We start from the raw sequence: 13105 nt of genomic DNA on the forward strand, positions 1-13105 counted from the left end.
CTCTCACAGGAACAACTTCAACCCCTAGTCCAGGAACTCAACAATCGACCTAGGAAAAAACTCAAATACCGAACCCCTTACGAAGTCTTCTCTTCAAACTCTGTTGCACTTACAATTTGAATCCAGCGCGCGCGCAAACGGTCAGGAGTTCTGGTCAATTTGTACGCCAAACTTCCAGCAATTGAGTTACAATGCCCCAAACCGAGGGGAGCGCAATTATGGCCGTTGAAATCGATGTCACGTATGACGGGAACCTGTATTGCACGGCCACGCACGGGCCGTCGAGGAAGACGTTGCAAACGGAAGCGCCGGTGGATAACGGCGGTAAGGGCGAATCGTTTTCTCCGACGGATCTGCTTGCAACAGCGACGGGGGCGTGCATGCTCACGGTGATGGGCATCGTCGCGGCGCGCGAGGGTGTCGATATGACGGGCGCAAAGGTGCATGTCATAAAGGAAATGACGTCCGTTCCGACGCGCCGAGTGGGTAAGCTGACTATCACATTGACCATGCCGGAAGGACTTCAGGCCACCGATGCGCAGCGCACCAAGCTAGAGCGCGCTGCGGAGGTGTGCCCGGTGAAGAAGAGCCTTCACCCAGATGTCGAGTTGGATGTGAAGTTCGTATATCCGTAAAGTGGATGCGCTTGTCTCGCTGCGTTCGAGTTCTCATGAGGGGAATCGCTAGGTCTGCACACGAAGGACAGACACGTCTCGCTACGCTCGCTTGTGTCAGTCCCTCATTTGCATGGGAGGAGAGAAGTATGTCGTTAACGCCATCGACCATGATTCCACTGGGCACGCCCGCGCCGGATTTCTCGTTGCCGGACACGGTAAGCGGTGGCGTTGTTTCATTGAAAGACTTCAAGGAAGACAAAGCCCTCCTGGTCATGTTCATCTGCAATCACTGTCCGTACGTGAAACATGTCGCGGGAGAACTTGCGCGGATTGGCAGAGACTACGCAGACAAGCCCTTGGGGATTGTGGCGATCTCGTCGAACAACGTGAAGACGCATCCCGCCGACAGCCCCGACAAAATGGCGATGGAAGCCAAGGCGCAGGGGTATACGTTTCCGTATCTCTATGACGAATCACAAGAAGTCGCTCGTGCCTACAGCGCCGCGTGCACGCCCGATTTCTTCCTCTTCGACGCCGCTCAAAAGCTTGTCTATCGTGGTCAATTGGATGACAGCCGTCCGGGAAACGATACGCCCGTAACCGGCAGGGATTTGCGCGCTGCCATCGACGCGACGCTTGAAGGAAAGCCCGTGACAGGGCAGCAGAGGCCAAGCGTCGGTTGTAACATCAAGTGGAAATGACAACGCTGCGGCGCAATGCGATTCCTTAGTCCTTGGACTTGAAGTGATCAAATCCTCCGCGTGCTAGTTCCTCTCCGTCGAGGCGCACGCCGGTCCATTGTCCGGTGAGCTCGCCGACTACGTTAAGCTTCCAGCCGAACTCTCGCTCGAACGAGGCGAGCACTTCCTCCGCCTGCGCGGTATCAACGGTGAACGCAAGCTCGTAGTCTTCACCGCCAGCCGTTATGAACGGCATTGGATCGAGGCCGTGGTTTTCGCAGTACGCCTTAATCTCAGGAGAGGGCACGAGCGTCTCGCGCCGCAGGTCAATCCCCACGTTGTTGGCCTTCGCGATGTGCCCCAGGTCTTGCACGAGTCCGTCGCTGATGTCGATCATCGCATGCACGCTGTTCTTTCCGCAGAGCCATTGTCCCTCGGCGATACGGGGCTTGGGCCGGAGATGCGCCTCGATCAGTTTGGGTTCGTCGTGCCCCTTCTCCAGAGCGTGCAACCCTGCCGCCGATAATCCGAGCGGGCCGGACACAACAACGAGGTCGCCGTAGCGCGCGCCTTTTCGTTTAAGGCAGCGCCCGCCCGACGGTTCGCCCATCACCGTCACATCGATGGTCAGAGGTCCCGGCGAGCGCGTTGTATCGCCGCCGACGATGACCGCGCCCGAGCGCGCCAGGGCAGCCGACAACCCTTCGCATATCTGCTCGAGGTATACCACGCCGGTGTCGGATGGGCATGCCAGCGACACCACCGCGTACAACGGCACGCCGCCCATTGCGGCAATGTCGCTGACGGCCGTTGCGGCGGCCTTCCAACCGATATCAAGCGGCCCCGCCGTGGAACGGCGGAAGTGGACGTCTTCGACGAACAAATCGCAGGACACCAGCAGCAGCCGATCGGATACGCGGACGATGGCGCAATCGTCGCCAATTCCTTCTACTACGCCGGATGAAGAGGGCAGCACGCGCGCCAGGCGCTCGATCATCCCGAACTCGCCAATCTCGCCGATAGTGCGCACGCTTACGCCTCCCGCTCGAGGAAGTGCCACGCCATCGGCAAGGCATGCGTCACGTCGCGCGCGATCAGCCCGCGTTGCGTGGTCGATTTCACGGCGATATCGGCGGCGAGCCCGTGCGTGTAGACGCCAATCAGCGCCGCGTCGTAGGGCGAGATGCCTTGTGCAAGCAGTCCGCCGAGCAGTCCCGCGAGCACATCGCCGGTACCGCCTGAGGCAAGCCCGGCATTACCCGTGGGATTGACGAGGGCGTTGCCATTCGGATCGGCGATAACGGTGCGGTGGCCTTTCAGCGCCACCACGCACGCGAAGCGTTGTGCGGCTCGTTTCGCAATGTTCTCGCGGTCCGCTTGAACCTCCGTGGCGGTGCACTGCATCAAACGCGCCATCTCGCCGGGATGCGGCGTAATGAGAATCGGGGCCTTTGCCTCCGCCAACGTGTCGGCCGCCGTGCTTAGACAGTTCAATCCATCGGCATCCACGATCATGGGGGTCGGACATTGCCGGACAAACTCCAGCACGAACCGGCGAGTCTCCGGATGTTGCGAGATTCCGGGACCCAACACGACCGCCTGCTTGTCCACGGCAAACGCCAGCGCAGGTTCCAGCGCGTCGTATGAAAGCGTTTCTTCGGGCGTTGCCGGCAACGGACGGCTCATGGCCTCATAGAGAGCCACGGCCATTGCGTCGGCCAGCGGACGCGGACTTCCTACCGTAACCAACCCGACGCCGGACCGCCCGGCAGACTCGGCTGCGAGTTTGGCGGCCCCGGTGAAACCCCGCGACCCCGCCAGAATGAAGACGTGCCCGAACGTGCCCTTATGTCCATCCACGGGGCGGACAGGCAGGCGCTCGCGCACAAGCTGCAGCGTTATCGGTTGCGACATCATTGTTCCGTTCCGTGCTAGGCAGCGCAACAAGCACAGCGCGCAATCGGCGCAGTGCTAAAACGCTCAGCAGAAGCACTTCTACCCCACTCTTCCCAAACGGTCAGTCCAGGTAAAGTTTAGAATACCCCGCCTGGGTGTGAGTAACGCAAGCCGCCTTAACTCATGGAATCACAGAACTTGCGGCTTCCGACTGCACCCGGCAGCAGAAGAACGGGGCAATTCTCCGTAGGGATCCTAGTCTCAAGCGGCCGTCGCGTCAAGTGGGGAGTTGAGGTGAAGGAGGATCTGCACAGGATCCAGTATTTACGGCATTTCACTTAATTACGTTATGTTAAAACAATGAACCATGTTTGACTTTGCGGGATTTGCGGTGTATAATTTCGATAGTTGCAGGCTCCGCCCTGGGGGCAATGTCGGCGGCAATCCGTTGGAATGCCAAGTGAGTGTTCCTGACGGTGTGTCGCAGAACACCTGGAAACCTCGTGCCGTTCCACGGAAGTCCGCGCGGTGACTTCGGGCAAAGCCATGTAACGCCAAGTGGGGAAAGACTTGGCGTTGTAAGAGGCGGAGTTGCAGTGCGGAGGAGAAGTCGGGATGGGACACGTGCTTGAAAATACCGCAGCCGATGGCTGTATGGGATCCCCCCTGAGGAGCAAGTATCTGACGTTTTCGCTGGGCGAAGAAGTCTACGGGCTTCAAATCCAGACTGTCCAAGAAATCGTCAGCAACACGCCAGTTACCCGCGTGCCGCGAACCCCCGAGTTCTTGCGAGGCATCGTCAATCTGCGGGGCAGAATCATTCCCGTCATGGATCTGGGCGTACAGTTCGGGGCTCAACCGAAGCCCGACACCGCCAAAACGTGCATCATCGTCGTTCAGATCGTCAGGGACAGCGGCAAGGCTACCCTGCGTCTTCTTGTCGACGAAGTCAACGAGGTCCTCGACATCCACTCTTCACAGGTTGAACCCCCTCCGGAAATCGTTGCCCACGGCTCGCATCAGTTTATCTTCGGGATGGCGAAGGTTGGTGAGTGCGTTGTGATGCTGCTCGACACGGACCGGGTGCTGACACATCGCGAACTATTCGCCACCGAATCACTTCACGAGGTGAGACTGAACTGACCGTAAGAAGCCTATAGGGTAACCGCTCGCTGCGCGGCGGAATCCCGGTGGAAGTTTTGCGCGCAGCGCCGAATATCGAGTCTTCATTGTCTGTAGGGTCGCTGGATCACGAGGAGGTCGAAATCATGTTCAAACGCATGAAGCTTGGAACGAAAATCATACTAGGGTTCTCATCGTTGATAGCTATCGCATTGCTGTTGGGATGCATTGCGACATTCAGCATGCAGCGCGTGCGCAGTGCGACACTGGAATTGTCGCAGCAGAATGTTCCGCAAATGCTCACGGCCAGCGAAATTGAGCGCACTACTCGGAACGCCATGTTCGAGATGCGCGGATACGCACTGACGGATATTGAGACGTACCTTGAGGGGGCAAAAACGGGTCTCGATAACGTTAAGGCCAGTCTCGCAACCGCGAAGAACCATGCCACTACGTACAACCTTGCGGAAATGGCGACAGCGTTGGCCGGCGCGGAGACTGATGCGAGCAATTACGACAATATGGTTCACCAAGCCGAGGAATTGACGAAGGCGCTCATTGCGCAGCGCACGGAAATGGCGGCTACCGGCGAAGCGTTTCTGAAGACGTGTCAGGAATACGCGACAGAACAGGACAAAAAGCTTGCGGACGATCTGAACGCCATTAAGACCGGTGCAGTTCAGGGCGCGGAAGCCATCGATGAGCTTGCAAAGCAAACACGTAAGGTCGCTATCGCGCGCGACCTGCTTACCAAGACCTTCGAGATACGCATGGGAGTCTGGAAAGGCATTGCGCTTCGAAATGCAGACACCATTGTGGAAAGCGTAAAGCGATTCGATTCCGTAGTTGCCGGCGTGGACGAGATCAAATCGCTCACCTCGCAAGAAGCCGAACTCGCCGTTCTCGAATCGCTCCGGAAGGGCGCGACGGATTATCAGGCAGGAACCGCCAAGTTCAACGACATTTGGACCCAGCGCGAGGATCTGACAGAGAAGCGCAACGTCGTTGGCAACAAGGTCCTCGTTGCCGTTCAGGATATTGCCAACAAAGGCTCAAAGGCGACACAAGATTCCGCGACACACGCGGAGCAGACTCTGCAGCGGGCCTCCGTCACACTTCTGGTAGGGCTTGCAGGCGCCGCCATTGCCGGTGTGATCCTCGCAGCACTAATTACGATGTCCATCGTTCGCCCGATACGCCGAATCATCACCGCGCTCAAGTCGGGTTCCGAACAGACCTCGGCCGCCGCGGCGCAGGTGTCGCAATCGAGTCAGAGCATGGCCCAAGGCGCAACGGAACAGGCGTCGAGCCTTGAGGAAACCTCGGCATCCCTTGAAGAGATGACGTCGATGACAAAGCAGAATGCCGACAACGCGTCGCAAGCCCGGCACCTTGCCGCGGAATCGAACGCCAGCGCGGAAAAAGGTGTCCAGGCAATGGCCCGCATGAGCAAGGCAATCGACGACATCAAGCGCAGCTCCGACGAAACGGCAAAGATTGTAAAAACCATCGACGAGATTGCTTTTCAGACCAACCTACTCGCGCTGAACGCCGCCGTTGAAGCCGCGCGCGCCGGCGACGCGGGCAAAGGATTCGCCGTCGTGGCGGAAGAAGTCCGTAACCTTGCCCAGCGTTCCGCGGAAGCGGCGCGCAAGACCGCAGAGATGATCGAGCAATCCGTGAAGAACGCGAGCAACGGCGTGCAGATCAGCCAAGAGGTTGGCGAGGCGCTGCAGGAAATTGGAGCCACGGCACAGAAGGTGAACTCGTTGGTGAGTGAGATCGCCGTCGCCAGCAACGAGCAAGCCCAGGGAATTGGCCAGGTGAGCCAGGCCGTCGCCCAAATGGACAGCGTGACCCAACAGAGCGCGGCCAACACCGAAGAATCCGCCGCCGCCGCCGAAGAACTCAGCGCTCAAGCCGAAGAAATGTCGCGCGTCGTGGCCGAACTGACGGTCATGGTCGGCGAAGCCGGCGGGCACGCGTATCGCAATGGTCACAGTGCAAGTAACGGACACAGCTTACGCAATGCAGCACATCACGTTGGAATCGCGAGACGTCATGAAGACTCTGCTCGTCACAAGGCCCTAACCGCCTCAAGAAGCGCTTCGAGTCACCCAGACAGCTACGGAGCCGCCGAACGGCGCGTCGCACAACCTTCCAGCGTCATCCCTCTGGACGACGATGATCTGAAGGACTTCTGACCCAGACACCACGGCAGAAGTTGACTCGACCGGGGCCGGCTTTGCCCCACGCTGGGCCGGCTCCATCGGCTTTTGTGAAGAACCTGCGTTAGCGCGTAGGCGAATTGGGCGATAACTCCGCGACTGGCGCCGGCTGATACTCGCCGGCAAAGCGAGAATCGATCCAAACCGAGAATCCATCCATTGCTCCCACTCGCGTGTATGGACCAGGATCGATTCCCAAGAAGCCAAGCTGACGCTCAGGACTCTGACCGTCTCCTAACAAGAGCCATCGCACCTTCCCTTCGCGCATCATTTTCTCTGCCTGAGAAAAGTCGACTGTACCGCGCTCATACATGAGACCGGCCAGCGAAAACTGGGGAAGAATCGCGCGGCCGGGAAACGAATTCGCGAGAGTACCATCGACAGAGACGAAGTATGCGCCAGGATGGGAGGCGAGTTCGTCTCGAAGGTAGGACCTCACCCTCTCGTACCCAGAAAAGCGAGGCCACTTATGCTGGCTGTAGGTTTCATGGAAAGCGATGGTGGTGTTAACCGTAAACAGGATGGTGAATACACAGATTGCCAGACGGATCCCGCTTGCGTTTTCAGGCCGGTTCGTCATGGTCTTATCAAGCCAGACTGCTAGAACCACCACGAGGAGTGTCATCGGATCGTTGAAGTGGTTCGTAGCAGATCCGAGTTTGGTTGCGCCAAGCCCCGCCAATAAAGTGGTGCCAACCGCCGCAAACGCAAGAAATCGAAGAGACGAGGCAGTGTCCGATTTCGACCACTTCCAAACGACGAACGCGCCAAGACCTGCCAAGGCGGCCATGTTGTAGCCCAGAAATACCGGCGAATACGTGGTAACAAAGGCGTGGTAGACACGGACACCATTGTTGAGGCCCCCGACAACATTCGCAAGATAGGCCGAGCCAAATAATGCGGGGCCGAGCCAAATCGTCAACAGGACTGGAAGGGCTGCGGCAAGTGCCACGATAGCCGCGAGTTTCCAACGGCGGTCCAGTATCAGGAAGAGTACAGCGATTAGGGCAATCTGCGCGCCATTCTGTTTAGCCATGAACGCCACATAGGAAAGAAGACCTATCCCCGCAAAAGACAGAAATCCCGCATGTGGAGCACGGTCTAACACGCGAACGGCAAGCCCAACGGCAAGTAGAAAGCAGAACGATACAAGAATGTCAGGGCGCGCAAGAAAGTCCCAAGGAGCATGCAACACCCAAACAAGTCCTGCTCCAGTCGCGGCGACGAAAAGCCGTACATGCAGTTGCCGGAAGAGAATCAGAAAAAGGATGAAAACGTAGAGTGATGCGAGCCCCAGGGACATTATCCGCCCTAAGTGGGTTACCGTAATCAATCCATCCGTGCTTACTCCCCCAATGTGCGCGACAGAAGCGACAAGGTAATAATGCAAAGGTGTGTATTGAATGATATCGAACGGAGGGTCATTGGGATGCGTGTATAGGGGAAGTCCAGCCAGAATCTTCATGATGCCTGAGAGAATAATCGGCTCCTGGCCCCGCAATTCGGCAATATCCCCGAGTGCGAATTGCAGCCCATACCACAGGAAGTAGAGGCAGGAAAGTAGAATGGACAAGACCGCTGTGGGCACGGCTGTGCGGTCAAGAACAAACGACACACATGGCCCCAAACGGAAAGATGGACGATGTGTCGAATCCAATGGACAGTTACCCTCCTGTGCTTTTCGAATTGCGTTCTTGGAGATGTGTTCGCCGATATCGGGCAGTCTCAACCAGATCTGTTTCCTAGCCTATCATTTTATATCGGCCGGCCGTGAATAAAACTCCCAATCTGTATGGAGTACTTGAAAAGCGAACGGCATTCGTGGCGCCGTAACGTTCACGAATGGCCAGAAGCCGCTCCTCGGATATGCGCGCGTAGTTGGCTTCAAGTTCATCGGAACGCGCCTCTTCACTTCCCTCCCGGCCATGGCAAAACTGGACGCGTCTGTACCACTCCTCAATAGCTCGGTCGTTGAACGGAAAAGCCTTGCAGTCCACAACAACGGCGCGTTTGGATACGAGCCGGAACCGCGCCCCAAAGGGAGGCACGACGAATACGGCGTCTTGCTCCACGCTATGCCGAGCATACTCACCCAGCAAGTAGTATTCGTCAGGATCGCTGCCAGGTCCATTGCCGGCTGATAATTGTCCAGCACCTTGGCAATAACAGTCGAAGGGTGGTGGCGCGCAAAGATAAGTAACGCGCCCAAAACGATGCAACCCGCCAAAGGCGCCGCGGCACTAAGTATCACTTTGGGCAACAGGTAGAACCATTCCGCAACTAATGCATACACGATGAGCGCTCCAGTCTCTTCCTTATGTCCCAGGAGAAATGCAGACAAAATGCATGCAAGAATGCAGAGTGCCGACACTAGGCGTGCCGCGTCGATCAGCAGACAAGCAACCAAGAATGAAGCAAGCATAAGGTAATCGGTCATGGCGAACGTACTTGCGACGAGGTGGTGGGCCACGCGGAAATGGGCATAAACAAAAGCAAGTCGATCAGTAGTCAGCATTGTTTCGTGCGGTTTTATTCAGAGTGCGTACGCGGATGCGAGGAGCACCAGATCGGTTGAATTGACGAAGAAGTCTCTGGAGAGGTAGGAAGGGTCCATTTGTCGCAACAATGCCGTGATAGTCTCGACTTGAAGATCGACTCCATAGCGGTAGCGGAAGATGAGCACTTGAAGCGTGCCGATCACTATCGAAAAGACAAACAATTCCCATGCGGAGAGCTGTCTCTTGTTTGGCGCGTGACAATCGCGTGAATTCCCAGAACTCATGCTAAGCAAGTCCGAGACAATGCAGATGGGGGCATGCGCGAACCGTTTGCGACGAACGGTACCCAGGAAGCCGTTTGAGAGGGAAGCGGCGATATACACTCGGGCATGCCACTCTCATTAAGTACACACCGAATAGCTTTCTGAACGCTTGCCGGATTGTCGAACATATCGAATGAGACAAGCTAACACGGCCAATAAGAAGAGTATCCATGAAATAAGAGATACCCATACCCCAACTCGGAAAGCCAGGGGACTGTACTCAAGACGTATCACATGATGACCGGCGGCCAGAGGAATCGCGCGCAGTGCGTAAAAGGCGGGCATGACTTCGTAGCTTGGTTGAGGACCGGGTTGGACAGGCACGACTCTCCACCCTTCACTGTAGGCATCGGTGTTGATCAGGATTGCGGGTTCGGCAAGAGCAATCTTGAGGGTGAAGTGATCGGTGGAACTGTCCACAATCGCAAGTTCATCGTTCTCCGAGGCATGCGTATTGACCACAGGAAGAGGAACAGGCTCGCGTTCGAGCAGGACTGTGGTCCTAGGATCGAATGCAGAATCAGTCAAGGCTGGGAGAACTTCTTGTTTGGGAAGGACACGGTAGTCTCGCACAAAGTAGAATCGCGGATAGGGCTCGCCAAGTTCGATAAATTCAGGAGTGGCCCGACCGTGTTGTATGTAGTATGACCCTCTGGCGAGTCTGGCGAGTGATCGGTTGAGCTTTCGAAGCACTTCCTCGTCCTTGGCGTCCTCGGGATAGCCGATGGCCTCCATAAACTCGATGTAACGGCTTAATTTGATTGGATCGGAACCAAGCAGATTGGGAATAGGATGCTTGACTTGACGGGTGGAAGTGAAGCCGGGACTATCAAGAACCCTAAAGTCGCCGAGATGCTCTGAGGCAAAAAGGGCTAGTCCTGCGTCGTCAAAGAAGTCAGTGGGAAGTAGAGTCCGGTTGGTGTGAACGTAAAGTGACAGCTCTGCGACGCCAAGCAGTAACACCGTTCGCGCCACCCAAGGCCTTCGACCATTGATGAATACGAAGAGAATGGCAAGTAAGATACCCACGCAAATAGGAAGAGCAAGGCTCGTGAGATCCACCGTTGATCCGCATGCTAGACCTATACCCGCACATGCAATTATAAGCAGGACTGAAAAGGCCACGGGGGCATACCGCCGAAACGCGGAGCCATTAGGAGGCTTCAAGATCACGTCCGCGCCTTTGCCAACCAACAGTGCGGCAAATAGCGTCGAGTAGAATACCAGGCGTGCAGGTATTCGGAAGTAAGCAATCCCCGGAATCCACCGGTAGGCAACCTCAAAAACGGGGGTGTAGTGTCCCAGGGACAGAACTCCGGAGAAAAGAATCATGACTGTTGAGGTCCAGCGTAGCCGCCGTTCTCCTTGCATGAAACCAATCAAGGCGAGCATTAAAGCAGTAATTCCAATGAAGCACGCAGTCTCATGTTCAAAACTCCGTCCCGTCCAGGGTTGGCCGTGACCGAAGCCACTTCCAAAGAATCTGTCGGCGACGAGACGCATGATGCTCTCGGGGGGAAATGAGAACGATGAGGAGAAGAAGAAGTCAGCATTTCCGGTGCGTGTACACTCCGAGGCGACGGCCATACCCGGCAGAAGCTGCGCGGCGCTTAAGAAGACTGGAGCAATCGCCACGCAAATGAAAGCGCCAATCTGGGGTAATCGAACCGAAAAGAAGGGCCACAGTGCCACGCAGTATATCGCGGCCATGAGCGCGGTGAAGTATACGCATTGTGGGTGACCAGCGAGCACCGACATCGCTGCGGAGAAGATGCCAATCAGGCACCAACCCAAAGAAGCCTGGCGGAACAGCCTGTCAATCGAGAGGAACAAGAGAGGCGCCCACGCCCAAGAATCGATCATGGACAAGTGACCGACACGAAGATGAGACCAGCACACTCCGGATGACATAAGGAGTACCGAAGAGGAGCAAGCTGCAATTCGATGCAGGCCCCAGTTGCGTGCATACGCGTACGCGAAAACACCGAGGAGCCAAACGTGAATTGCCATCTCTATGTTAAGCGATCTGCTAAGCGGAAGGAATAAGTAGATGACGTTAAGCGGATACAGAAGCGCCGAAGTGAAGTTGGCCAAATAGGGGTACCCTGAATACATGTATGGATTCCAGAGGGGGAGATTTCCGGAGAGTATCTCCCCGAAGCCGAATGAACGCGTGGAGGCAAAGTAACGGATATCGCGTTCGGCCATCACCACATCAGAGGTCGAGAAGAGAGCATGTCCAAAAAGCGTAATTGTATACAGCAAAAGCGCGGTGGGCGCGAGAAGGGGCGAAAGCCTGGCTCTCCATTGTGCTCGACGGTCTGCGACTTCCATATTGTGCGCGAGAATAGCATGCGAAGGATACGAAAGCCAGACCACATCCTGGCTTTGGGTCGACACATGGACAGGGCAGCGATCATGACTTTCGCACGCGATCCTGACTACCCAAGTGCGAAGTGTAGAGCGCACCCGTAAACGCCGTCTCGTCAGGAGAGCGATAGTCTAGTCTCCATTGCATTCGAGAAAGCCAGGCACTACAGAATTGCGCACGAGTATTTGCATATTGTGGCAGTCCGTAGTATATAGTTATATGTAATCCGCTGGGGGCAAAATAGGGGGATTCACTAATGCCGCATGCCAGACTCGCTATTTCCATGTACTTTCGCAGCTTTGTTTTCTTAGCTTTTGCAGGCATCTTCTGTTGGGGGCCGTTAGCAAGCGCGACGACGCTCTATGTCGATATCGCCAACACGTCGGGTGTCGAGACGAGGGCTTCGTGGGAATCAGCTTTTGTTTCGATCCAGGACGCCATCGATGCCGCGGCGATGAATGACACCGTCTCGGTGAGGCCGGGCACGTACACGGAGAGTCTTGTTGTCCCTTACAACATGCATATCCTGTCGACGGACATCAATTCGCCGGAAGACTACATTATCGATGGAGGCGCTCAAAGCTCGGTCATTCGGTTCGTGAACACGATCGGTTATCACAACAGCGAATCGAAACCGGCCGGTTTCACTATTCAAAACGGCCTGAATCTGAACGGGGCGGGAATATGTGGGGGTCGAAGCGCACAGCGCATTACTCGAACCCGGATACCTGGGTCACATCCACCACAGCATCATTCAGTACAACGCTGCAAACGGTTGGTCTGGGCATGATATTGACACGGGCTGGGGCGGCGGATCCCCGGATGCGAATGGAAGCAGGTCTTCACGCGCTCGGGTTTCGCCATCACGCCATCAACAATTCTCGGACTTACAATAAGAGGTGCAACTCCCGGTGACGCGATGATAAACAATCTGGCAGTACAAGAACTGCCATAACCCTTTGACTGTGTGCGGCGGCTTGATCCTGCAACGACTGGGTCGCCGCTTCCTTTTTGTGGACCGGCTAGACGAAGTGGCCTGACACGAACATCAACACATAACAACAGGCTGACATCGGGCAATTACGTCAGGTCTGCGCGTCAAGAGGCTTGAGATTGGGGGAGGGACTCGGATGACGCAACGGGTTCGGCGGGAGTCGCATTGGCGCGTTTTTGCTCGGCCCACATGAGGAAGCGGTCAACGCGGTCGTAGACTTCTTGGGCGCCTTCGCCGTTGACGATGCCGTGGCGGTTGCGGTCGAAGAAGGTGAGTTCTTTGTCGGAAGAGCCGATGCGTTTGAAGATGCTCTCGCCGGACGATGGATCGACGATGGGGTCGTGGTAGCCTTGGATAACGAGCGCGGGGACGCAGA

12 protein-coding genes are annotated in these 13105 nt (G+C 56.3%); 5 read left to right on the plus strand and 7 right to left on the minus strand.

Annotated features, from left to right (window positions below; translation table 11 throughout):
- Nucleotides 1–218: 218 nt before the first annotated feature.
- Both K1Y02_20330 and K1Y02_20335 read left to right on the plus strand, forming a co-directional pair.
- Nucleotides 219–635 (plus strand): OsmC family protein, encoded by a 417-nt coding sequence (locus K1Y02_20330; protein MBX7258720.1) that lies wholly within the window; start codon nucleotides 219–221, stop codon nucleotides 633–635.
- A gap of 128 nt (nucleotides 636–763) precedes the next feature.
- Complete coding sequence (locus tag K1Y02_20335; GenBank protein MBX7258721.1) at nucleotides 764–1318, plus strand: thioredoxin family protein; 555 nt, start codon at nucleotides 764–766, stop codon at nucleotides 1316–1318.
- Nucleotides 1319–1343: 25 nt separating this feature from the next.
- On the opposite strand, the gene thiL is transcribed toward K1Y02_20335, so the two are convergent.
- Together thiL and K1Y02_20345 are read right to left on the minus strand one after the other, a co-directional pair.
- Nucleotides 1344–2327, minus strand: coding sequence for a thiamine-phosphate kinase (gene thiL / locus K1Y02_20340; protein MBX7258722.1), 984 nt, complete (start codon nucleotides 2325–2327; stop codon nucleotides 1344–1346).
- 2 nt (nucleotides 2328–2329) lie between these two features.
- Nucleotides 2330–3214: an NAD(P)H-hydrate dehydratase gene (locus K1Y02_20345; GenBank protein MBX7258723.1), complete on the minus strand. Its 885-nt coding sequence runs from the start codon at nucleotides 3212–3214 to the stop codon at nucleotides 2330–2332.
- Nucleotides 3215–3808: 594 nt separating this feature from the next.
- On the opposite strand from K1Y02_20345, the gene K1Y02_20350 reads away from it, so the two are divergent.
- Nucleotides 3809–4336, plus strand: coding sequence for a chemotaxis protein CheW (locus K1Y02_20350; GenBank protein ID MBX7258724.1), 528 nt, complete (start codon nucleotides 3809–3811; stop codon nucleotides 4334–4336).
- A gap of 125 nt (nucleotides 4337–4461) precedes the next feature.
- The gene (locus tag K1Y02_20355) at nucleotides 4462–6519 is read left to right on the plus strand and encodes a hypothetical protein (GenBank protein MBX7258725.1); all 2058 of its coding nucleotides are present in this window, start codon (nucleotides 4462–4464) and stop codon (nucleotides 6517–6519) included.
- Nucleotides 6520–6607: 88 nt separating this feature from the next.
- Here K1Y02_20355 and K1Y02_20360 read toward each other — a convergent pair whose 3' ends face one another.
- The 4 genes from K1Y02_20360 to K1Y02_20375 form a co-directional block, all read right to left on the minus strand.
- Nucleotides 6608–8158, minus strand: coding sequence for a hypothetical protein (locus K1Y02_20360; GenBank protein MBX7258726.1), 1551 nt, complete (start codon nucleotides 8156–8158; stop codon nucleotides 6608–6610).
- A 135-nt stretch (nucleotides 8159–8293) separates the two neighbouring features.
- The gene (locus tag K1Y02_20365; GenBank protein MBX7258727.1) at nucleotides 8294–9058 is read right to left on the minus strand and encodes a hypothetical protein; all 765 of its coding nucleotides are present in this window, start codon (nucleotides 9056–9058) and stop codon (nucleotides 8294–8296) included.
- A gap of 18 nt (nucleotides 9059–9076) precedes the next feature.
- The gene (locus K1Y02_20370; GenBank protein MBX7258728.1) at nucleotides 9077–9325 is read right to left on the minus strand and encodes a hypothetical protein; all 249 of its coding nucleotides are present in this window, start codon (nucleotides 9323–9325) and stop codon (nucleotides 9077–9079) included.
- Between the two features lie 117 nt (nucleotides 9326–9442).
- The gene (locus K1Y02_20375) at nucleotides 9443–11227 is read right to left on the minus strand and encodes a YfhO family protein (protein ID MBX7258729.1); all 1785 of its coding nucleotides are present in this window, start codon (nucleotides 11225–11227) and stop codon (nucleotides 9443–9445) included.
- A gap of 764 nt (nucleotides 11228–11991) precedes the next feature.
- Between K1Y02_20375 and K1Y02_20380 the strand changes: the two genes are divergently transcribed.
- Complete coding sequence (locus K1Y02_20380) at nucleotides 11992–12525, plus strand: hypothetical protein (GenBank protein MBX7258730.1); 534 nt, start codon at nucleotides 11992–11994, stop codon at nucleotides 12523–12525.
- Between the two features lie 308 nt (nucleotides 12526–12833).
- Here the strand turns inward: K1Y02_20380 and K1Y02_20385 are convergent.
- On the minus strand, nucleotides 12834–13105 hold a 272-nt coding region (locus tag K1Y02_20385; GenBank protein MBX7258731.1), incomplete at its 5' end, for an alpha/beta hydrolase.

It is taken from the genome of Candidatus Hydrogenedentota bacterium (assembly GCA_019695095.1).
GTDB lineage: Bacteria > Hydrogenedentota > Hydrogenedentia > Hydrogenedentales > SLHB01 > JAIBAQ01.